Annotated in this window: 19 protein-coding genes; 11 read left to right on the forward strand and 8 right to left on the reverse strand. The window is 68.2% G+C overall.

Annotated elements, in window-relative coordinates; genetic code table 11:
- Positions 1–62: 62 nt before the first annotated feature.
- From L2U69_RS06790 to L2U69_RS06800, 3 genes are all read left to right on the forward strand, one after another.
- Positions 63–470: a hypothetical protein gene (locus L2U69_RS06790; RefSeq protein ID WP_236106035.1), complete on the forward strand. Its 408-nt coding sequence runs from the start codon at positions 63–65 to the stop codon at positions 468–470.
- A gap of 26 nt (positions 471–496) precedes the next feature.
- Entirely contained in the window at positions 497–757 is a 261-nt protein-coding gene (locus tag L2U69_RS06795) for a cysteine rich repeat-containing protein (protein WP_236106036.1), read from the forward strand.
- Positions 758–838: 81 nt separating this feature from the next.
- Positions 839–1,675: a sterol desaturase family protein gene (locus tag L2U69_RS06800; protein WP_236106037.1), complete on the forward strand. Its 837-nt coding sequence runs from the start codon at positions 839–841 to the stop codon at positions 1,673–1,675.
- Between the two features lie 170 nt (positions 1,676–1,845).
- On the opposite strand, the gene L2U69_RS06805 is transcribed toward L2U69_RS06800, so the two are convergent.
- Positions 1,846–3,738, reverse strand: a complete 1,893-nt coding sequence (locus L2U69_RS06805; protein ID WP_236106436.1) for a propionyl-CoA synthetase — start codon at positions 3,736–3,738, stop codon at positions 1,846–1,848.
- A 247-nt stretch (positions 3,739–3,985) separates the two neighbouring features.
- On the opposite strand from L2U69_RS06805, the gene L2U69_RS06810 reads away from it, so the two are divergent.
- From L2U69_RS06810 to L2U69_RS06820, 3 genes are all read left to right on the forward strand, one after another.
- Entirely contained in the window at positions 3,986–5,287 is a 1,302-nt protein-coding gene (locus tag L2U69_RS06810) for a hemolysin family protein (RefSeq protein ID WP_236106038.1), read from the forward strand.
- A gap of 38 nt (positions 5,288–5,325) precedes the next feature.
- On the forward strand, positions 5,326–5,952 hold the full coding sequence (locus tag L2U69_RS06815) for a YjbE family putative metal transport protein (RefSeq protein WP_236106039.1): 627 nt from the start codon (positions 5,326–5,328) through the stop codon (positions 5,950–5,952).
- Positions 5,953–6,052: 100 nt separating this feature from the next.
- Complete coding sequence (locus L2U69_RS06820) at positions 6,053–7,678, forward strand: acyl-CoA synthetase (RefSeq protein ID WP_236106040.1); 1,626 nt, start codon at positions 6,053–6,055, stop codon at positions 7,676–7,678.
- Between the two features lie 90 nt (positions 7,679–7,768).
- Here the strand turns inward: L2U69_RS06820 and L2U69_RS06825 are convergent, their stop codons facing one another.
- A complete protein-coding gene (locus L2U69_RS06825) occupies positions 7,769–10,042 on the reverse strand; it encodes a fatty acid desaturase (protein WP_236106041.1) in 2,274 nt (757 codons plus the stop codon).
- Between the two features lie 113 nt (positions 10,043–10,155).
- Between L2U69_RS06825 and L2U69_RS06830 the strand changes: the two genes are divergently transcribed.
- The gene (locus tag L2U69_RS06830) at positions 10,156–11,178 is read left to right on the forward strand and encodes an AraC family transcriptional regulator (RefSeq protein ID WP_236106042.1); all 1,023 of its coding nucleotides are present in this window, start codon (positions 10,156–10,158) and stop codon (positions 11,176–11,178) included.
- Here the strand turns inward: L2U69_RS06830 and L2U69_RS06835 are convergent, their stop codons facing one another.
- From L2U69_RS06835 to L2U69_RS06855, 5 genes are all read right to left on the reverse strand, one after another.
- Entirely contained in the window at positions 11,179–12,663 is a 1,485-nt protein-coding gene (locus L2U69_RS06835) for a M81 family metallopeptidase (protein ID WP_236106043.1), read from the reverse strand.
- Between the two features lie 43 nt (positions 12,664–12,706).
- Positions 12,707–13,252, reverse strand: a complete 546-nt coding sequence (locus L2U69_RS06840; RefSeq protein WP_236106044.1) for a DUF1254 domain-containing protein — start codon at positions 13,250–13,252, stop codon at positions 12,707–12,709.
- On the reverse strand, positions 13,249–13,824 hold the full coding sequence (locus tag L2U69_RS06845) for a DUF1214 domain-containing protein (RefSeq protein ID WP_236106045.1): 576 nt from the start codon (positions 13,822–13,824) through the stop codon (positions 13,249–13,251). The genes L2U69_RS06840 and L2U69_RS06845 overlap by 4 nt, the downstream gene beginning before the upstream one ends.
- Positions 13,825–13,913: 89 nt before the next feature.
- The gene (locus L2U69_RS06850; protein ID WP_236106046.1) at positions 13,914–16,448 is read right to left on the reverse strand and encodes an ABC transporter permease; all 2,535 of its coding nucleotides are present in this window, start codon (positions 16,446–16,448) and stop codon (positions 13,914–13,916) included.
- Positions 16,448–17,170, reverse strand: coding sequence for an ABC transporter ATP-binding protein (locus tag L2U69_RS06855; RefSeq protein WP_408065803.1), 723 nt, complete (start codon positions 17,168–17,170; stop codon positions 16,448–16,450). The genes L2U69_RS06850 and L2U69_RS06855 overlap by 1 nt, the downstream gene beginning before the upstream one ends.
- Between L2U69_RS06855 and L2U69_RS06860 the strand changes: the two genes are divergently transcribed.
- From L2U69_RS06860 to L2U69_RS06875, 4 genes are read left to right on the forward strand one after another with little or no spacing between them, the layout of a single operon-like run.
- Positions 17,143–17,799 carry an arylesterase gene (locus L2U69_RS06860; protein WP_329605373.1) on the forward strand — a complete coding sequence of 219 codons (657 nt, stop codon included), beginning with the start codon at positions 17,143–17,145 and terminating at the stop codon, positions 17,797–17,799. The genes L2U69_RS06855 and L2U69_RS06860 overlap by 28 nt on opposite strands.
- An 11-nt stretch (positions 17,800–17,810) precedes the next feature.
- A complete protein-coding gene (locus L2U69_RS06865; protein ID WP_236106048.1) occupies positions 17,811–18,851 on the forward strand; it encodes an NADP(H)-dependent aldo-keto reductase in 1,041 nt (346 codons plus the stop codon).
- A 40-nt stretch (positions 18,852–18,891) separates the two neighbouring features.
- Positions 18,892–19,440 (forward strand): RNA 2',3'-cyclic phosphodiesterase, encoded by a 549-nt coding sequence (thpR, locus tag L2U69_RS06870; protein ID WP_236106049.1) that lies wholly within the window; start codon positions 18,892–18,894, stop codon positions 19,438–19,440.
- 4 nt (positions 19,441–19,444) lie between these two features.
- On the forward strand, positions 19,445–20,149 hold the full coding sequence (locus L2U69_RS06875) for an NAD-dependent deacylase (protein ID WP_236106050.1): 705 nt from the start codon (positions 19,445–19,447) through the stop codon (positions 20,147–20,149).
- A 111-nt stretch (positions 20,150–20,260) separates the two neighbouring features.
- Here L2U69_RS06875 and L2U69_RS06880 read toward each other — a convergent pair whose 3' ends face one another.
- Positions 20,261–20,662 carry a metallopeptidase family protein gene (locus L2U69_RS06880; protein WP_236106051.1) on the reverse strand — a complete coding sequence of 134 codons (402 nt, stop codon included), beginning with the start codon at positions 20,660–20,662 and terminating at the stop codon, positions 20,261–20,263.
- Between the last annotated feature and the right edge of the window lie 3 nt (positions 20,663–20,665).

The following is a 20,665-nucleotide window of genomic DNA, read 5'->3' on the forward strand; positions in this document are numbered from 1 at the left end:
TCGTTCCCGATGGGGAAACGGATTTCGCCCGATCAGGAAATGATTTTCGAAGGAGAGCGATCATGAACAAGCCCCTGCAGATCACCCTGGCCGCCCTGGCCACCACGCTTGCCCTGGCCGGCGCCGCGGCCGAGAGCTTCGCCCGCGACCGCAGTGTTTCCGGCACCGGGGCCGGCGGCCGCTCCTATTCCCGCAGCCTCGACAGCGGCTGCCTGAACGGCACCTGCGGCCGCAGCCGCGAAGGCACCACCCGGGGCGGCAATTCCTGGTATTCGAACCGCGGCGTCAGCAACAATGGCGACGGTACCTATTCGGCCAGCCGCAGCGCGGCCGGCCCGCGCGGCGCCACCGTGAACGGCACCGGCACCACCGACGGCAACGGCACCTGGTCCTACTCCGGCACGGCGACCGGCCCGAACGGCGGCGCCGTCGAGGTCGACAAGAGCGTCACCGTCACCCCCGCCAACTGATCCGAATAGCCCGAAGGAAAAGCCCCATGTTCCGCAAGCTCGCCTTGATCACCGTCGTCCTGGCCGCCGCCGTTCCCGCCCTCGCCCCCGCCGCCATGGCCCAGGGCGGGCCGATCGCCCAGAAGGTGCGCGCCGCCTGCACCAACGACGTCCAGACCCTGTGCCCCGACGTGCAGCCCGGCGGCGGCCGCATCCTGCAATGCCTGAAGGAGAAGCAGTCGCAGGTCTCGCCCGACTGCATCGCCGCCCTCGAGGAAGCCAAGGCCGCGCGCGCGGCCCAGCAGTAAGCGGCGGGATCTCGACTCCCCCCTCACCCCAACCCCTCTCCCCGAGCGGGGGGAGGGGGTATCGCATCAGGACGAGGACCGATGGAAGCGCTGTTGCAATCGCCCCTGGCCGGCACCGGCCCGCGCCTGGTGCCGCTCCTGATCCTGATCGGTCTCGTGACGATCGAGGCCGGCCTCTCCTGGTATCGCGGGCGGGCCGCCTACGACCTCGGCGAGACGGCGGCGACCGGCGTGATCATGGCCGGCCAGCGCCTGATCGGGCTGATCGCCGCGCCCCTCGTACTGGTGCCCCTGTTCGCCGCCGCCGAGCTTCGCCCGTTCGAAATCGATCCGGCGACACCGCTCGGTCTTGCCGCGCTCTTTCTCGGTGTCGAGTTCTGCTACTACTGGCATCACCGCGCGATGCACCGTGTCCGCCTGCTGTGGGCGACCCACGGCGTCCACCATTCGGCGACGAGGCTGAACCTCACCGCCGCCTTTCGGCTGGGCTGGGGCGGGCAGTTGACGGGCGGCTTCCTGTTCTATCTGCCGCTGGTGCTGATCGGCTTTCCGCCGTTCGCGGTGCTGGCGATGCTGGCGGCCAATCTCTTCTACCAATTGTTCCTGCACACGGCCTGGATGCCGCGCCTCGGCCCCCTGGAGGCGGTCATGAACACGCCGCGCCACCACCATGTCCACCATGCGGTGAACGACGTCTGCATCGACCGCAATTTCGGCGGCGTGACCATCGTCTTCGACCGAATGTTCGGCACCTTCCAGCCCGTCCCGGCAGAGGAACTGCGCTACGGCCGGGTGGATGGCGCGCCGACCCGCAATCCCTTCCGGGTGGCGCTGGGCGGCTGGATCGATCTCGGCCGGCGCCTCGGCACAGCCCGCAGCCTGAAATCGGGGCTCGCCGCCGTCTTCGGCCGCCCCTGACTCCCATCCGGCCCCGGCACTTCCCCCCGCCGCCGGCCGGTCCCGATCCGGGGCCTGGCTTCCGCCACTCCCCAGCGCCGCCGGATCGAACCTCGGCGCGGCCGGATGTGTCCCTCCGGCCGCGCCATCCTTTTAAAGCTCTTGGCCGGGACGACGCGGGGGGCGACGGTTCAGGCCGCGCCCTTCTCCGTCTTGGCGTAGCCGACCGTGCGCAGCGAATCCGTGATCTCGTCGAGGATCATGGGATCGTCGATGGTCGCCGGCATCGACCATTTCTCGCCGTCGGCGATCTTGCGCATGGTGCCGCGCAGGATCTTGCCCGAGCGGGTCTTCGGCAGGCGCTTGACGACGGTCACGGTCTTGAAGGCGGCGACCGGGCCGATCTTCTCGCGCACCAGCTTCACCAGTTCCTTCTCGATCTCTTCGTCCGGGCGGTTGACGCCGGCCTTGAGGACGACGAAGCCGACCGGCACCTGACCCTTCAGGGCATCGGCCGCGCCGATGACCGCGCATTCGGCGACGTCGGGGTGATAGGCCAGCACTTCCTCCATGCCGCCGGTCGAAAGCCTATGACCGGCGACATTGATGATGTCGTCGGTCCGGCTCATGACGAAGAGATAGCCGTCCTCGTCGATATAGCCGGCGTCGCCGGTCTTGTAGTAGCCGGGGAAATCCGAGAGGTAGGAGCGGATATAACCCTCGTCGTTGTGCCACAGCGTCGGCAGGGCGCCGGGGGCGAGCGGCAATTTCACGACGATGGAACCGATGTCGCCCCGCTTCACCTCGTTGTTCTCGTTGTCGAGGACGCGGATGTCGTAACCGGGCACGGCGCAGGTGGGCGAGCCGTATTTCACCGGCAGCAGCTCGACGCCGACCATGTTGGCGGCCATGGGCCAGCCCGATTCGGTCTGCCACCAATGGTCGATCACCGGGACCTTCACCATGCGCTCCGCCCATTGCACGGTGTCCGGGTCCGCGCGCTCGCCCGCCAGGAACAGGGTGCGCAGGCCCGAGATGTCGTAGGTCTCGAGGAACTTGCCCTCCGGATCTTCCTTCTTGATGGCGCGGAAGGCCGTCGGGGCGCAGAACAGCACCTTGCAGTCGTATTCGGCGATCATGCGCCAGAAGGCGCCGGCGTCGGGCGTGCCGACCGGCTTTCCCTCGTAGAGGATGGTGGTCGCGCCGATCAGCAAGGGGCCATAGGTAATATAGGAATGGCCGACGACCCAGCCGACGTCGGAGGCCGCCCAGAACACTTCGCCGGGCGCGACGCCGTAGATGTTCTTCATCGACCAGGCGAGCGCCACCATGTGCCCGGCATTGTCGCGCACCACGCCCTTCGGCACGCCCGTGGTGCCGGAGGTGTAGAGGACATAGAGCGGATCGGTGGAGGCGACGGGCACGCAGTCGGCCGGCGCCGCGGCCCCGACCACCTGAGCCCAGTCGAAGTCGCGGCCCGCGACCAGGGGGGCTTCCAGCATCGGGCGCTGCAGGACGAAGGTGAAGTCCGGCTTGTTGGTGGCGAGGTCGATCGCCTCGTCCAGCAGCGGCTTATAGGCGACGGTGCGCCCCGGCTCCACGCCGCAGGAGGCGGTGAGGATCGCCTTCGGCTTGGCGTCGTTGATGCGGGTCGCCAGCTCCTTGGCGGCGAAGCCGCCGAAGACGACGGAATGGATGGCGCCGAGACGGGCACAGGCCAGCATGGCCATCACCGCCTCGGGCACCATGGGCATGTAGATGATGACCCGGTCGCCCTTCTCGACACCCTTTTCGGCCATGGCACCGGCCAGAAGGGCGACCGCGTCGCGCATCTCGCGATAGGTGAAGCGCGCCTTCACGCCGGTCACCGGGCTGTCGTAGATCAGGGCGTCCTGATCGCCGCGCCCGGCCTCGACGTGGCGGTCCAGGCAGTTCCAGGCCGTGTTCACCGTGCCACCGGGGAACCAGCGATAGAGCGGCGCGGCGCTGTCGTCGAGGACCTGGGCCGCCGGCTCGATCCAGTCGATCGCCTGGGCCGCCTCGTTCCAGAAGCCCTGCGGATCCGCCTGCCAGCGTGCATACATTTCGGAATAGGCGCCCACGGTCGTGTCCTCCCCGTTCGGCTGATTTTTCTCTATGGCGCGGATTCAGCAAAATGCGGGCGTGGATTTCAACGTCCAATCCGCCGATGCCCGTCACACTTTGGTCGCAAGTGCCGGCCCGACCGGGCTTTTCGCCAGCGTCATTTCGTCTTCTGCGGGCATCGGGCGGATTAGAACGATGCGCTGCGCCGCGTTCATGCTATGCTGCGCGGAGTAACCATACCCTCCGATGACTCTCGACCTTACGATCCTCGTCCTGCTCGTCGCGCTCAACGGCTTCCTCGTCATGGCCGAACTGGCCATCGTGGCGGCCAAGCGGGCCCGATTGAAGCGGGCGGCGGATGCCGGCAGCGCGGCTGCCCGCACCGCGCTCGACCTTGCCGGCGACCCCGGCAAGTTCCTCTCCACCGTCCAGATCGGCATCACGGCGATCGGCACGCTGTCCGGCGCCTTCGGCGGCCAGGCGCTGGCCGGGCCGCTGTCGGAATTCCTGGCCGGCTTTCCCTCGGTGGCGCCCTATGCCGACACGATGGCGATCGCGATCATCGTCGCCGGCCTGACCTATGTGACGCTGATCCTGGGCGAACTGGTGCCGAAGCGCCTGGCGCTGGCCAGGGCGGAATCCGTCGCCCTCTTCGTCTCGCGGCCGCTGCGCTTCCTGTCGGTGGTCGCGGCGCCGGCCGTCGCGCTGATCAATTTCTCGACCAACATGGTCCTGAAGATCCTGCCCCAGGGCTCGAAGGAACCCGAGGTGACGGACGAGGAAGTGCGCGTCCTGATGCAGGAAGGCGCCGCCGCCGGCCATTTCCAGGAGGCGGAGCGCGCCATCGTCGAAATGACGCTGCGTCTGGGCGACCGCTATGTCGACGCCCTGATGACGCCGCGCCCGCAGATCGAATGGCTGGACGTCACCGACCCGCCGGAAGAGACCTGGCGCAAGATCACCGAGAGCCATTATTCCCGCTTCCCGGTGAAGAAGGGCACGACCAAGACCGTGCTCGGCTTCGTCCAGGTGAAGGATCTCTTCGCGCAGGCCCAGGTGCGGCAGGGCAAGGCGCCGGATCTCGACGCCGCGATCCACACCGCCCTCTATATCCCCGAGACGACGCCCGCCCTGAAGGCGCTGGAGGCGTTTCGCCTGAACGGCAGCCCGATCGCCCTGATCGTCGACGAATATGGCGACATCCAGGGCCTCGTCACCCTGACCGACCTTCTCGAAGCCCTGATCGGCGAACTCGAGGAAGCGGACACGCCCGAGGACGAGCGTTCGGTCGTGCAGCGCGACGACGGCTCCTTCCTGATCGACGGCGGCTATTCCCTCGACCGGCTGTGGGACCTTCTCGGCATGCCTGAGGCGTATGACGAGGATGCGGACTACAACACGCTGGGCGGCTTGATGATGCACCGCCTGAAGCGTATCCCCTCGGCGGGGGACAAGTTCGACCTCGGCCCCTATCGCTTCGAGGTCATGGACATGGACGGCAGGCGGGTGGACAAGGTGCTGGTCGGTCCCGTGGAGACCGAGGCCTGACGCAGGCCGGCCCCGTGCCGCCGTATCGAGGAGTCATCGTGGACTGGAATCTGCTGACCGAACAATTGGTCGCCTTCGGCGGCATCGTCCTGGTCGATCTGGTGATGGCCGGCGACAATGCCATCGTGATCGGCATCGCCGCTTCGGCCGTGGCGCCCGAGATGCGGCGCAAGGTGATCTTCTGGGGCCTCGTCGGCGCCATGGTCATGCGCATCGGCTTCGCGGCGGTCACCACCGAGTTGATGGGCCTGATCGGACTGACCCTGGCCGGCGGCCTGCTGCTGCTCTGGGTCTCGTGGAAGATGTGGCGCGAGATCGAGGCCCAGCGCAAGGCGAAGCGCGGCGAGGACGCGGAGGAGGAATTCCTGCCGGGCGAGAAGGCGCCGACCACCTTTCGGGGCGCCGTCGGCCAGATCATCCTGGCCGATGTCTCCATGTCGCTCGACAATGTTCTCGCCGTCGCCGGCATAGCCAAGGAGCATCTCTGGGTGCTGGCGGCGGGCCTCATCCTGTCCATCGCGCTGATGGGCGCGGCCGCCACCCTGGTGGCCCAGCTTCTCAAGCGTTACCACTGGATCGCCTATGTCGGTCTGGCGGTCGTTACCTATGTCGCGCTGGACATGATCTATCGGGGGACGGTACAGGTCGTCGAGGCCGCCACATAACAACGACAACGCCGAACCCCGGCGGCCGCCAAACACCGCGTCGAGAGGGCCAGTTCTCGAAACCGCCAATAAGCCTCGCCAAGGGGGCACGTAGAAGACGATGACGAATCCTTACGAAACCGACCTCGACAAGAATCCCGCCAACTACGTTCCCCTGACGCCCATCGGCTTTCTGGAACGTTCGGCGGCGATCTATCCGAACCGGACCGCCATCATCCATGGCGACCGCCGCATCTCCTATGCCGATGCCTATGCCCGCGCCCGGCGCCTCGCCTCGGCGCTGGCGGCGAAGGGGGTCGGCCTCGGCGATACGGTCTCGGTCATGGCGCCGAACATCCCGCCGGTGCTGGACGCCCATTTCGGCGTGCCCATGCTGGGCGCGATCCTGAACACGCTGAACATCCGCCTCGATGCCGCGACCATCGCCTTCACCCTGGATCATGCCGAGACCAAGGTGCTGATCACCGACCGCGAATTCGCCCATGTGATCAAGCCGGCGCTCGAGATGTGCAAGGTGAAGCCGCTCGTCATCGACATCGACGATCCGGTCTATACCGGCAAGGGGGACCGCCTCGGCGACATCGAATACGAGGACTTCATCGCCGCCGGCGACCCGGACTTCGCCTGGACGGGTCCGGACGACGAGTGGCGCGCCATCAGCCTGAACTACACCTCGGGCACGACGGGCAATCCCAAGGGCGTCGTCTATCACCACCGTGGCGCCTATCTGAACGCAGTCGACAACATCGTCTCGGCCGGCATGACCGGTTCGTCGGTCTATCTCTGGACCCTGCCGATGTTCCACTGCAACGGCTGGTGCTTCACCTGGTCGCTGGCGGTCGTCGGCGGCACCCATGTCTGCCTGCGCCGGGTCGAGGCCGGCGCCATCTATTCGGCGATCGCCGAGCACAAGGTGACCCACCTCTGCGGCGCGCCCATCGTCATGGGCATGCTGATCAACGCCGCCGCCGACCTGAAGAAGCCGCTGCCCAACAAGGTCGAACTCTTCACCGCCGCCGCCCCGCCGCCCGCCGCCGTCATCGCGGCAATGGAAGCGAACGGCTTCAAGATCACCCATCTCTACGGCCTGACCGAGACCTATGGTCCCTCGACGCTCTGCGCCTGGAACGAGGATTGGGACGCGCTCCCCGCCGACAAGCAGGCCGAGCTGAAGGCGCGCCAGGGCGTGAAATCGCCCATGCTGGCCGGCCTCGACGTCATGGATCCCGCGACCATGGAACCGGTGCCGCGCGACGGCAAGACCATGGGCGAGGTCATGTTCCGCGGCAATCTGGTCATGAAGGGCTACCTGAAGAACCCCAAGGCCTCGCAGGAAGCCTTCGCCGGCGGCTGGTTCCATTCGGGCGACCTGGGCGTCATCCATCCCGACGGCTACATCCAGCTTCGCGACCGCTCGAAGGACATCATCATCTCGGGCGGCGAGAACATCTCGACCATCGAGGTGGAGGACGTCCTCTACAAGCACCCGAAGATCCTGGAAGCCGCCGTCGTCGCCCGCCCGGACGAGAAATGGGGCGAAACGCCCTGCGCCTTCATCAGCCTGAAGGCGGGCGAGAGCCTGACCGAGGCGGAGGTGATCGCCTTCTGCAAGGACAATCTGGCGGGTTACAAGGTGCCGCGCACGGTGGTGTTCGAGGAACTGCCCAAGACCTCCACCGGCAAGGTCCAGAAATTCATCCTGCGCGACCGCGCCAAGGCACTGTAATCAAACACATTGCATCGCCCCGGCCTGCGCCGGGGCGACGCGTAAGGCGAAAAGGCCGGGCGGATCATCTCCGCCCGGCCTTTCTTTTGATCAAGCTGCCTGTTTCAGGGCGGGTTCGGCCGGGGCGTCGGTGAATTCCGTCTCGAAGGCCGCGATGCCGCTCTTCTCGTTGGCGCGGGCTGCCAGCCGGCGTTCGCCGGGGGACGCATAGTGGCGGTCCCAGTCGATGACCTTGGGGGTCATCAGGCGGTGCCAGAGGGGCGGCACCATGGCGACCAGGATCGTGGTCAGATAGCCGCTGATCATCTGGGGCGCCTCGGGGAAGGGCTTCAGGTCCTGATAGGGCACCTCGCCCTGGGCGTGATGGTGCGAGTGGCGGGTCAGGTTGAACATGGACCAGGACGAGATGCGCTTGGTGGTGTTCCAGGAATGGCGCGGCTGCACCGGGGTCGCGGGATCGCGGACGATGCCGTAGTGCTCCATGTAATTGACGATCTCGAGCAGCGCCTTGCCCCAGAGCGCGCAGGCGATGAAGAAGCCCGCCGCGACCGGCCCGCCGATGGCGAAGGCGAGAGCGACCAGGGCGACACTCATCATATGGCCGCGCAGGAAGGCATTGTGCCACGACCAGACCGCATGACCCCGGCGCTGCAGGCGGCGCTTCTCGATCTTCCAGGCGCTCAGATTGCCCTTCAGGGTCGAGGCCAGGATGTGATGATAGACGTTGCGGCCGCGCGGCGCCGTCGCCGGGTCATGGGCGGTCGAGACATAGCGGTGATGGCCGTAGACATGCTCGATGGCGAAGGAGGTATCGAAGGAGAAGGCGAGCAGCCAGCGCCCGAAGAACATGGAGACCCGGTCCCAGGTCCGATGGGTCAGCTCGTGAGCCGTGATCGTGCCGATCATGCCGATCATCAGGCCGGTCAGCACGAAGGCCGAGACATGATGGCCGATGGCCGTGGCATCGCGCGCCGCGATGGCGTCGTAACCCGTCAGGCCCGCGATGAGCGCGCCGAAGCCGAGCGGATCGCCCGGGCTGACGCTCCAGACCGCGGCGAAGACGATGAGGCCGAGCAGCGGCAGGGCCAGCCACAATTGCACCGTCAGGATCGCCGGGCGGCTGAAATGCGGGGTCGACTTGTCGTCGCCCGAAAAACCGTCGCCGACCAGATAGAGCGCGAGGATGCCGAGAAGTCCGATGGTGGTATAGGCGCCGCCCGCGAGGATGGTCGCCGCCGCCGCCAGGCCGACGCCGTGGAACAGGAAGAATTTCAGATAGTCGAAGACGCCGGCCACCTTCTGACCGCCAGCCGCGACCTTGGCCCCCGCGCCTTTGCCCCCTGCCCCCTTGGCGAGATCGGCCCGGGTCAGGAAGCGGTCGGCGTGGATCTGGGCGCCGCCGACGCCGCGCTCGCGCAGCAGGGCCTCCGCCGCGTCGATCATGCCCGGCGGGCCGCAGAGATAGGCGTCCGCCCCGGTGTCGAGACCGTCGAGCAGATGATCGGTGACGAGGCCCCGGGCACCGGCCCAGCCGTCATCCGGCTTGCCGTCGGAGAGCACCGGCACGAAGCGGAAGGGCGCCTGCCAGGAAGCGCGCAGCGCCTCAATCTCCGCCATGGCATAGAGGTCGCGGGCTTCGCGGGCGCCGAACAGCAGGGTCACCGGCCGGGTCCGGTCGGTCGCGCCGGCGCCGCGCAGCAGGGCCAGGATCGGCGCGAGACCGGAACCGCCCGCGATCAGCAGCAGGGGCGTGATGCCGGGCCGCAGGAAGAAGTCGCCGCCCGGGCCCTCGACCGTCAGGGTCTCGCCCACCACGTCGCGGTCGTTGGCGAGGGTCGAGAAGGCGCCGCCCGGCACCTTGCGCACGAAGAATTCGACGGTGCCGTCGGCCTGGGGCGGCGTGGCGAAGGAATAGCTGCGGGTCGTATCCGGCAGGGCGTCGAAGGTGACGTCGGCGAATTGCCCGGCGCGATAGGCGATGGGCGCGTCCAGGCGGATGGTCAGGCGGGTGATGTCATGGGTCAGGCGCCGCTGGTCCACCACTTCGCCCCGGCGGGTCTGACGCTCGCCCTGGACCGGCAGGTCGACGGCGAGGCGCAGATCCGATTTCGGCACGCTCTGGCAGGCCAGGATATAGCCGTCGTCCAGTTCCTGGTCCGAGAGGATATAGGTCGCCTCGGTCAGTTCGCGGACCTTGCCGCCTTCCAGCTTGCATTTGCAGGTGGCGCAGCCGCCGACCCGGCAGCTGTAGGGGAAATCGATCCCCTGGCGCAGCGCGGCCTGAAGGATCGTCTCCTTCGGCGCGACCTCGATCATGCGGTCGTTGACCGCGACCTGGAATGCTTCACCCGTCTCCCGTTGCATGGTCCTGGCCTCCCATCGGCGTGTTTTCGATGCTTCAGGGAATACGCCGGTGCCGCCAGGGCCGGGAGGGGCGGCATTGACAACAGGGGGTCATTTATTGACAAAGTGACGCCATGACCCCCGAACGCCTGCCGCTCGCCGCCAATTACCTGCGCCAGATCGCCGAGCAGGTCGCGGCCTGCGGCATCGATACGGCCCGCTGGCTGGCGCCTTCGGGCCTGAGCCCGGACCAATTGGCCGACCCCGCCTTGGAGGTGCCGCTCAGCCAGTTCAAGGGCCTGGTGCGCGACGGCATCGCCATCACCGGCGAAAAGGCCCTGGGCCTGCTGGTCGGCGACCGGCTGACGGCGACGACCCACGGCATGCTCGGCTATGCCGCCCTGAACAGCGGCAGCCTGCGCCAGGCGATCGAACTGACCCGCCATTACCTCCCGGTGCGCACCTCGCTGGTCACGCTCCGGGTGGAGGAGCGGGGCGGCTTCATGCGCGTGATCTTCGAAACCCCGGTCGAATTGGGCGACATCGCCCAGCCGGTGCTGGAAGCCGTGGTGCTCACCATCCGCAACATGCTGGAGACCGCCAGCATGGGGGCTGCCGGCGTCACCATGGTCGGCTTTCCCTTCCCGGTCCCCGACTATGCCGGCCTCGCCCACGCCCTGTTCCGCATGGACGTCGAATACGAACGGGATTGGGCCGGTTTCGCCCTGCCCCTCGACGTGGTGGACGCGCCGCTGCGCATGGCCGATCCCGCCGCCTTCGAGGATGCCCGCCAGATCTGCCAGCGCGAATTGGAGAAGCTGACGCGGGCGGAGACCCTGTCGGCGCGGGTGCGCCGCCTGCTGCTCGACAAGCAGGGCGCCTATCCGACCCTGGAGATCGTGGCGCGCCTGTTCAACATGACGCCCCGCACCCTGCACCGCCGTCTCGTCGACGAGGGCACGAGCTTTCGCGACATCGTGGAAGACGTGCGCCATACCCTGGCCATCGAGCACCTGAAGGCCGCCCATATGAGCATCGAGGAAATCGCCTATACCATCGGCTATGGCGAACCGGCCAACTTCCGCCGCGCCTTCAAACGCTGGGAAGGCGTCGCCCCTGCCGTCTATCGCGACAGGCTGCGAACTGAAGCTGGCTGATCAGCCGTTCACCCGGTCGAACGGGTGGAGCGGGTGGCGCAGCGCGCGGTAGTCGAGCTTCGAATTGTCCGAGGTGGTCACGCCTTCGCCGTCGAGGGTGATGGTGGCGCGGGCCAGGGGCGCGAAACCGGCGCGGTAGTGGATGCGCGACTTCAGGAGGAGATAGCGTTTCGCCTCCGGCTCGATCCCGACCGAGGTGAAGACGCCCCGGTCCCAGGGCTCGTGATGATGCGAGGTGATCACCACGTCGACCCTGCCGTCGTCGATGGACAGCACCGCCGTCGGCCCCATCTCGACCGTGACGCCGGTGTACATGGGCCCGCGCACCACGAAGCGCCCGTCGGTCACCGCCTTCACCCGGCCGGTGAGGCGAAGCGGCCGACCCCTCAGGCCGATCGCCGGCATGTCCGTCCGCCCGCCGAGATCGAGGGTGACCTCGACGCCCGGGCCCGCCGCCACCATCCGGCGCACCGCCTCCGGATCCCAGATCGCGCCGACGGCGACGTCCTTCAGGCCTTTCTCGATCACGGCGGCGAGAACGCCCATGACGTCCTGGGTGCCGCCCGAACCGCAATTGTCGGCATGATCGAGCAGGATCACCGGCCCGCCCAGATCGCCGAGGGCCGCCGCCCGCTCGAGGGCCGTCTCCAGGGCTTCATGGGCATAGAGGAAGTCGTCGCGCCGATCCGCCGCCAGCCGGGCGAGCGCGTCCGCCGCCGCCTGGGCCGCGACCGGATCGCCGTCGCCGACCACCACCGCCGCCATGCCGGCATGCGCGACATCGGCCATGGGAAAGCCGCCGAACACGGTCGCCGCCGGCATGCCCCCGGCTTCGAGCGCACGGGCCGCGTCGATCATGCTCTTCATCGGTTCGTCGTCGGTGCCCATGCGCAGCGTCTGGGCCAGCACGGGAATGGGGGCGAAGCCCATGACCGGCTTCACCTTGCCGTCGATCATGTCGAACAGCACGCGGGCGATGCGCTCGCCCTGTTCCGCCATGTCGACATGGGGATAGGTCTTGTAGCCGATCAGGGCATCGCAATTCTCGACCATGGCTTCGGTCAGATTGCAGTGCAGGTCGCAGGTGACGGCGATCGGCACATCGGGGGCCACGGCGCGCAGACGGCGCAGCAATTCCCCCTCCCCGTCCGGGACGTGTTCGGCCACCATGGCGCCATGCAGGTCGAGGAGGACGGCGTCGCAACCCGCCGCCACGGCCTCGACGATCGCGGTCGCCAGGCGCTCGTAGGCGTCGCTGGTGACGATGCCGCCGGGCATCGCCTCCGCCGCGACGGGGGTGACCACCTCGGCGCCGCGTTCCCGGCACAGGCGCAGATAGGCGCCCATGGGCATGGCGGTATCGGCATAGGCGCGCTCCGCCGCCGGCCCGAAATGAAGGCCCCAAGCCTCGAAGCGGGCGAGGTCGGTGACGATGGGCGAGAATGTGTTGGTCTCGTGCTTCATCATCGCGACCACCACCTTCATGACCGGGCTCCTTTCCCTTGCCCGTCCAGTCTAGGGCATTCGGTCAGCCGGCGGAATCCCGGGCGAGCGGGCGGCAGACGAGGGTCCGCCGGGCCGTCTCCGCCGCTTCCGCCAGCGCCGGCGTCGCCGCCAGCCCGCGCAGGAGGAGGAGCCCCGTCGTGGTCGGCAGGGTGACCAGATGGGCATCGTCGGGCAGCGCGGGCGCCGCCGTGTCCTCCCCCGCGATCACCAGGTGGATCGGCCCCGTGCCCGTGGTCGCATTGCTGATCACGGCGACATTGTCGGTGATGGCATCGAAGACCGAGAGCGAGAAATAGGAGGCCGGCGGCGTCGCCGTCACCTCGACCGGCCCCGCCGAAAGGTCGAGCGCGCAGATCGAATAGCGGATGTCGGGCGACGGCAGCACGACGGTGCGCGCCTTGTCGTCGATCGGTGGCGGATGATAGGCGCGGTTGTAACCCGCCGCCGCCTCGGCAACGCCGCCGATGACCAGGGCCATGATGCCCCGGGGCACGGCCCAGATGGCGCCGACATGGGTGACGGCGGCGATCGCCAGCACGATCAGGGCGGTGCGGAAAAACCGGCTCATGAGCAGGCCTCCCGCTTGATGGACGGCAATCGGGCGGTGGCGGGATCGGCCGCGACCGTGCCCTCGGGGTTATAGAGGCGGAGGAAGAGGAACAGCCGGTCCGCCGACCCCGTCGGCAGCCAGTCGCCCTCGACCGGCGTCCGCGACAGGGTCAGGTTGAAATCGCCGCCGGCATCGCGGGTCACGGTCTGATCGTTCACCGACCAGCGGTTCTGGTCGTTCGGGATCAGGTAATGGTCGCCGGCATAGAGGGTGATCGACCACCAGCGCGCGGGCATGTCGCGCCCGGTCAGGACATAGCGGCAGTCGCCGCGCAGCACCTCGCCCGTATCGTCCCGTTCGGCCATGAAATAGATCGTCTCGGTCCGGCTGAGGGCCAGCAGGGCCCCGACCGCGACCATCGCCCGCGTATAGAGATCACGGCCGGTGCCGCCCGCATCGGTCGGCGTCCGCCACGGCCCGACATGGATCGCGGTCTGATCCAGCGCGAGGCGAAGTGCTGCATAGGCCGAACCGAGGCCGAGCCCCAGCCCGAGCAGGAGGATCACCATCCCCCGCAACAAGCGCCGCATGTTCTCCCTCCCCCGTCATATTCGTTGGCGGCATGGTCGGTCGCGGCCCGATGGAGGACAAGTGCCCGTTCCGGGCACCGGGGCGAGGCTCAGTCCAGACTGCGCAGCACCGCCGCCGGGCGCCCGGCCAGCGCGCCCCAGGTCCCGGCGAGGCCGAGCGCCACGGTCAGCACCACGCCGGCCGAAGCCGCCAGCACCGCCGTCACGGGGTCGAAGACGAAGGGCGAGCGCATCAGGCCGACGATGACGCCGTAACCCGCCGCCGTGCCGGCGCCAAGCGCGATGACGCCGGTGGCGAGCCCGAGCACGGCATATTCGACGACGAAGGCGCCGAGCACCTGGGCCCTTGATGCCCCGAGCGTCTTCAGGATGACGGCGTCATAGAGCCGCTGGCGATGGCCGGCGGCGAGCGAGCCCGCCAGCACCAGGAGGCCGGCGACCAGGGTGACCGACGCGGTCACCTGCACCGCGAGGCCGAGTTGGCCGAGCAGGCTGTCGACCATCTCCAAGGCGTCCTTCATGCGGATGACGGAGACATTGGCGAAACGGTCGGTCACGGCGCGGAACACCTTGGGTTCCGCCTCCGGCGTCGCGCGGACGGTGGCGAGATAGCCGTGGGGCGCCGCCTCCAGCATGCCGGGGGAGAACACCAGGGCGAAATTGATGGTCAGCGTCGTATAGTCGATGTCGCGGAGGCTGGCGATCCTCGCCTCGATGTCGCGGCCGAGCAGATTGATGGTGATCGTGTCGCCGACCGCAAGGTCCATGGCATCCGCCAGTCGTGCGTCGAAGGAGACGAGGGGCGGCCCGCGATAGTCGGCCGGCCACCATTCGCCCGCGACGAGGCGCGTGCCTTCGGGCGGCAGGGGCGCATAGGTGACGCCCCGGTCGCCCCGGAGTGCCCAGCGCCCGTCCGGCTTCACCGGATAATCCTCCGCCGGGATGCCCTTGATGGCGGCGATCCGCCCGCGCATGGCGGGCACGACCTTGAGGTCGGAGGCGCCGTCGACGCCATCCACGGTGGCGACGAAATCACCGTATTGGTCGCGCTGGATGTCGACGAAGAAGAAGGACGGCGCGGCACTCGGCAGGCGCTCCGCAACCTGGTTGCCGAGGTTGAACTGCACCAGCGCGACACCGACCAGCAGCGTCAGCCCGAGCCCGAGGGAGAGCACGACCGAGCCGGTCGCCGCCCCCGGCCGGTGCAGATTGGCGATCGCGAGGCGCGGTCCCGGCCGGCGCGGCCGGGGCAGGCGCGCGGCCACGAGGGCGACCAGCCAGCCGGCCAAGCGAAGCGCCACGAAGACCAGCAGCGTGCCGACGATGAAATAGAGCCCGAAGGAAATCTCGTCGGCCGAGAACAGCGCGAGGGCGGCGAGCGCCAGCACCAGCAGCCCGGTCGCCACCAGGTAGCGCGGCCGGGGCCAGACCCGGTCGGGCGCCACCAGATCGCGGAACAGATGGGCCGCCGGCACTTCGCGAGCCCGCGCCAGGGGCCAGAGCGCGAAGAGTGCTGCGACGATCAGGCCGAAGACGGCGGCGCGCACCAGCGGCGCCAGATAGACGCCCATCGCCGCCGGCACCGGCAGGGCCGCGCCGATGACGCCGCCGAGCGCGATCGGCAGCACGGCGCCGAGTGCCAGACCGAGCAGGATGCCGACCACCGCGACCGCCATCACCTGAAGCATGAAGACGGAGAAGACGAGGCCGGCAGGCGCGCCGATCGACTTCAGGATGGCGATGGTCCGCGTCTTGGTCGCCATATGGGCACGAACGGCACTGCCGACGCCGACCCCGCCGACCACCAGGGCGGTCAGGCCGACCAGGGTCAGGAACTGGCCGATGCGATCGACGAATTGCCGCGTCCCGGGCGCGGCATTGGCGCGGTTGCGGATGCGCCAGCCGGCTTCGGGATATTGTGCCTCGACCGCGGCGACGACCGGGCGGAAACTGGCCCCGGGGGCGAGCTTCAGGTGATAGCCGGTCTGGATCTGGCTGCCGGTCTGGACGAGGCCGGTGGCGGCGAGATCGTCGAGCGCGATCATCACCCGGGGCCCCAGGCCGAAGGCGCCGGAGCCGACGTCCGGCTCGCTCTCGATGACGGCGGTGACGACGAAGCGCGCATTGCCGATGGCGAGGACGTCGCCGACCTTGGCGTCGATCCGTGCCAGCAGTTCGGGCGCGACGGCGGCGCCTGGCAGGCCGTCCCTTCCGGCGAAGGCATCGGCGGGCGCGAGGGCGGGGGCGAGATCGAGGCTGCCGTAGAGCGGATAGGCGCCGTCGACCGCCTTCAGTTCGACCAGGGTGCGGCCCTGCCCCCCGCCTTCCAGCCTGGCCATGGCGCGCATCTGGCGCTGTTCCGACAGGGTCTCGCCCTGCCCGGCGAGGAAGGCGCGTTCGTCGGCCGTCGCCTCGCGCTGGATCAGGCGGAATTCGAGATCGCCGCCCAGCAGGGCCTGTCCGTTCTCGGCAAGGCCCCGGTTGATCGCCGCCCCCAGATTGCCGATGCCGGCAATGGCGCCGACACCCAGCACCAGACAGGCGAGGAAGATGCGAAAGCCGCCGATGCCGGAACGCAATTCGCGCCGGGCGAGCGTCAGGACGAGACGGAACTGGCCGTTCATCAGGCGCGTTCGTCGGCGACGACGCGGCCGTCGGCAAGGCGGATGCGCCGCCCGCACATGTCGGCGAGGCCGGCGTCGTGGGTGACCAGCACCAGGGTGGCGCCCTGACGGCGGCCCAGGTCGAACAGCATGTCGATGATGGTGGCCCCGGTCTTGCCGTCCAGATTGCCCGTCGGCTCGTCGGCGAAGAGGATGCGGGGATTGCCGATGAGAGCCCTGGCGAGGGCGACGCGCTGCTGTTCCCCGCCCGACAATTGGGCCGGATAATGGTCCAGCCGATGGCCGAGACCGACATGGTCCAATTCCGCCTCCGCCCGTTCGCGCGCGTCGGCGGCGCCGGCCAGTTCCAGCGGCAGGGCGGCGTTTTCGAGCGCGGTCATGGTCGGGATCAGGTGGAAAGACTGGAACACGATCCCCACATTGTCGCGACGGAAGCGCGCCAAGCGGTCCTCGTCCAGCGCATGGAGCGCCTGGCCGGCGACCGTGACCGTGCCGGAGGTCGGTTTCTCGAGGCCGGCCATGACCGACAGCAGGGTCGATTTCCCGGAGCCCGAGGGACCGATCAGGCCGACGGTCTCGCCGGGGTCGACGGCGAGGTCGATGCCCCTCAGGATGTCGACCGGCCCGGCGGCGCTGCCGAGGGTGAGACGGACGGCGTCGAGCTTGATTTCGGGATCGGCCAAGGATGGAACCTGTGCGAACGAAGAACGGACTTTGGTCATATGGCCTGCGGGCCCTGGTTTTCAACCTGATGCTGATCCTCGGCGTCGCGGGCCCGGCCGTCGCGGAGGCGGCGCCGAAGCGGATTCTCGCCCTCGGCGATTCACTGACCCATGGCTATGGCCTGCCGGACGGCGAGATCTTTCCGGTTCAGTTGGAGAACGCCCTGGCCGAAAACGGCGTCGAGGCCGAGGTGATCAACGCCGGCGTCTCGGGCGACACCTCGGCCGGCGGCCTCGCTCGGCTGGACTGGGCGCTGGGCGATCCGGCCGCGCCACCCGACCTCGTCATCGTCGAACTGGGCGCCAATGATGCGCTCCGCGCCCTCGACCCCGCCGCGACCGAAGCCAATCTCGACCAGATCCTGACCCGGCTCGACGAAAAGGGCATTCCGGCGCTGCTGACCGGCATGTACGCGCCCCCCAACCTGGGGCCCGAATATGGCGCCGCCTTCAACGCGATCTATCCGCGACTTGCGGAAAAGCATCAGGTGCCGTTCTATCCCTTCTTCCTCGATGGCGTCGCGGCCGAGCCCGATCTGAATCAGGCCGACGGCATGCACCCCAATGGTGCCGGCGTCGCCATCATCGCCGACCGGATCGCCCCCCTGGTGATCGACGCCCTGCAGTAGAGGGATTACCCATGAAGTATCGCCGTCTCGGCCGCACCGATCTCGACGTCAGCGTGATCTGCCTCGGCACCATGACCTGGGGCAAGCAGAACACCGAGGCCGAAGCCCACGAACAGCTCGACTATGCCCTCGACCAGGGCGTGAACTTCATCGACACCGCCGAAATGTATCCCGTCCCGCCCGAGGCCGAAACCCAGGGACGGACCGAGGCCTATATCGGCACCTGGCTGAAGGCGCGCGGCAATCGCGACAAGGTGATCCTGGCGACCAAGGTGGCGGGCCGCGACGGCCCCGGCGCCCATATCCGCAAGCCGACGACGCGTCTGAACAAGGTCCAGATCGAGCAGGCGGTCGACGACAGCCTGAAGCGCCTGAACACGGACTATGTCGACCTCTATCAGGTCCATTGGCCGGAACGCATCACCAATGCCTTCGGCATGGCGGAATACAAGCATTTCGAGCAGGACGACCTGATCCCCATCGCCGAGACGCTGGACGCGCTGGCCGGCCTCGTGAAGGCGGGCAAGGTCCGCTACCTGGGCCTGTCCAACGAGAGCCCCTGGGGCGTCATGAGCTATCTGGCCGCGGCCGAGAAACTGGGCCTGCCCCGCGTCGTCTCGGTGCAGAACGCCTATAACCTCGTCAATCGCCTGTTCGAGATCGGCAATGCCGAGATCGCGCACCGCGAAGGGGTGGAGCTTCTCGCCTATTCGCCGCTCGCCATGGGTCTTCTCTCCGGCAAATATTTCGGCGGCGCGCGGCCGGAAGGCGCGCGCCTCACCCTGTTCTCGCGTTTCGTGCGCTATGCGACGCCGGGCGCCCAGACGGCGGCCGACGCCTATGTGACGCTGGCGCGCGAGCACGGGCTGGACCCGGCGCAGATGGCGCTGGCCTATGTCAATACGCGTCCCTTCCTCGGTGCCAACATCATCGGCGCGACGACGATGGATCAGTTGAAGATGGACATCGCCTCGATCGACGTCGAACTGTCGGAGCCGGTACTGAAAGGCATCGAAGCGATCCACCGCGCCGGCCCCAACCCCTGTCCCTGAGGACGCGGGCGTCATCCCGGCGCAGAGCAAGGTCATCCGCATGGTCCGCCTCTTCGTCGCCCTGCCCCTGCCGGCGATGCTGCGCCAGAGCCTGGCGCTGCTGGCAGGCGGCATTCCGGGCGCCAGATGGACGCCGGTCGAGAATTTCCATATCACCCTGAAGTTCATCGGCGATGTCGAGGAACATGTGGCGGACGACGTCGTGGCGGCTCTGGACGGCATTCATGCCGATGCCTTCGATGTCGCGGTCAAGGGCGTCGGCACCTTCGACGGGCGGCGCGGCGCGCGCCTGCTCTATGCCGCCGTGCCCCCGGTCGCGGGCCTGGCGGACCTGGCGGGCCGGGTCGAATCGGCGCTGCGCCGGGTGCCGGGGCTGGAGGTCGAGAACCGGCGATTCGTGCCCCATGTCACGCTCGCGCGTCTCAAGGCGCCCGACGTCCAGCGCCTCGGCGCCTTCATCGAACGGAACGGCACCCTGTCGTACCCGGCCTGGCGCGCCGATCATTTCGCGCTCTATTCCAGCGTGACCGGCAACGAGCATTCGGTCTATACGCTCGAGGAACGTTTCGATCTGGACGAAGGGGATTGATGCCATGGGTTACGGCCATATCGTCATCCTGACCGGCGCCGGCATTTCGGCCGAATCCGGCCTCGGCACCTTCAGGGACAAGGACGGGCTCTGGACCCGCTACAATCTCGAGGACGTGGCGACGCCGGAGGGCTTCGCCCGCAACCCCGTCTTCGTCCACGAATTCTACAACGCGCGGCGCGCCAACCTGCGCGACGCCCGGCCCAATGCCGCCCATGAGGCGCTGGCCCGTCTGGAGACCGCCTGGCCGGGCGACGTGCTGATCGTCACCCAGAACGTCGACGATCTTCACGAACAGGCGGGCAGCCGCAACGTCATCCACATGCACGGCGAACTCTCCCGCATCCGCTGCGGCGCCTGCGAGACCGTGAGCGAGCATCGCCACGATCTCTTCGTCGACTCGGAATGCGCCGATTGCGGCGTCGCCGGCACGCTCCGCCCCCATGTCGTGTGGTTCGGCGAAATGCCCCTGCGGATGGAGGAGATCTTCACCGCCCTCGACGAATGCGATCTCTTCGTCTCGATCGGCACCTCGGGCACGGTCTATCCGGCGGCGGGTTTCGTCGCCCATGTCCGGCGTTTCGGCCATGCCCGCACGGTCGAATTGAATCTCGACCCGTCGGAGGGCCATTCCCTCTTCGCCGAAACCCGCTACGGCCCCGCCAGCGAGCTCGTGCCCGCCTTCGTCGATGAGTTGTTGAAGGCGTGAAATAAAATCACTCGTCGTCCCGGCGCAGGCCGGGACCTCCCACCGGAAAAGGCGCGCTTCGCCCACGAGATCCCGGCCTTCGCCGGGATGACGATGACTTGAATCGCCCCCCTATTCCAGGGCGTCCATGTCGTCGTCGGAAAAGCCGAAGTGATGGCCGATCTCGTGGATCAGCACCTCGCGCACCAGATCGCCCAGCGCCCCGCCGGTCTCGCACCATTCGTCGAGGATCGGGCGGCGGTAGAGGTGGATCATGTCGGGCAGGCCGCCCGAATCGATGACCGACTTGTCCTTCAGCGGCACCCCGCGATAGAGCCCGGTCAGGGTGAAGGGATCCTCGATGCCCATGTGGCTCAGGGTTTCCTCGTCGGCGAATTCCTCGGCGCGAATCACCACGTCCCTGATCTTGTCCCGGAGGTTCTCGGGGATCTCGGCGAGGGCCTGGAGGGCCAGGGCTTCGATGTCGTCGAGGCTCGGCGCGACGAGCCTGTCGAGAAATTTCGCATGGGTCATCGG

It is taken from the genome of Zavarzinia marina (assembly GCF_021568905.1).
Lineage (GTDB): Bacteria > Pseudomonadota > Alphaproteobacteria > Zavarziniales > Zavarziniaceae > Zavarzinia > Zavarzinia marina.

Excerpts from the sequence above, each read along its gene's own strand:
- L2U69_RS06790 (WP_236106035.1), top strand. The coding sequence starts at position 63 with ATGAACAAGCCCCTGCAGATCACCCTGGCCGCCCTGGCCACCACGCTT.
- L2U69_RS06795 (WP_236106036.1), top strand. The coding sequence starts at position 497 with ATGTTCCGCAAGCTCGCCTTGATCACCGTCGTCCTGGCCGCCGCCGTT.
- L2U69_RS06800 (WP_236106037.1), top strand. The coding sequence starts at position 839 with ATGGAAGCGCTGTTGCAATCGCCCCTGGCCGGCACCGGCCCGCGCCTG.
- L2U69_RS06805 (WP_236106436.1), bottom strand. The coding sequence starts at position 3,738 with ATGTATGCACGCTGGCAGGCGGATCCGCAGGGCTTCTGGAACGAGGCG.
- L2U69_RS06810 (WP_236106038.1), top strand. The coding sequence starts at position 3,986 with ATGACTCTCGACCTTACGATCCTCGTCCTGCTCGTCGCGCTCAACGGC.
- L2U69_RS06820 (WP_236106040.1), top strand. The coding sequence starts at position 6,053 with ATGACGAATCCTTACGAAACCGACCTCGACAAGAATCCCGCCAACTAC.
- L2U69_RS06825 (WP_236106041.1), bottom strand. The coding sequence starts at position 10,042 with ATGCAACGGGAGACGGGTGAAGCATTCCAGGTCGCGGTCAACGACCGC.
- L2U69_RS06830 (WP_236106042.1), top strand. The coding sequence starts at position 10,156 with ATGACCCCCGAACGCCTGCCGCTCGCCGCCAATTACCTGCGCCAGATC.
- L2U69_RS06835 (WP_236106043.1), bottom strand. The coding sequence starts at position 12,663 with ATGAAGGTGGTGGTCGCGATGATGAAGCACGAGACCAACACATTCTCG.
- L2U69_RS06840 (WP_236106044.1), bottom strand. The coding sequence starts at position 13,252 with ATGAGCCGGTTTTTCCGCACCGCCCTGATCGTGCTGGCGATCGCCGCC.
- L2U69_RS06845 (WP_236106045.1), bottom strand. The coding sequence starts at position 13,824 with ATGCGGCGCTTGTTGCGGGGGATGGTGATCCTCCTGCTCGGGCTGGGG.
- L2U69_RS06850 (WP_236106046.1), bottom strand. The coding sequence starts at position 16,448 with ATGAACGGCCAGTTCCGTCTCGTCCTGACGCTCGCCCGGCGCGAATTG.
- L2U69_RS06855 (WP_408065803.1), bottom strand. The coding sequence starts at position 17,170 with ATGACCAAAGTCCGTTCTTCGTTCGCACAGGTTCCATCCTTGGCCGAT.
- L2U69_RS06865 (WP_236106048.1), top strand. The coding sequence starts at position 17,811 with ATGAAGTATCGCCGTCTCGGCCGCACCGATCTCGACGTCAGCGTGATC.
- thpR (WP_236106049.1), top strand. The coding sequence starts at position 18,892 with ATGGTCCGCCTCTTCGTCGCCCTGCCCCTGCCGGCGATGCTGCGCCAG.
- L2U69_RS06875 (WP_236106050.1), top strand. The coding sequence starts at position 19,445 with ATGGGTTACGGCCATATCGTCATCCTGACCGGCGCCGGCATTTCGGCC.
- L2U69_RS06880 (WP_236106051.1), bottom strand. The coding sequence starts at position 20,662 with ATGACCCATGCGAAATTTCTCGACAGGCTCGTCGCGCCGAGCCTCGAC.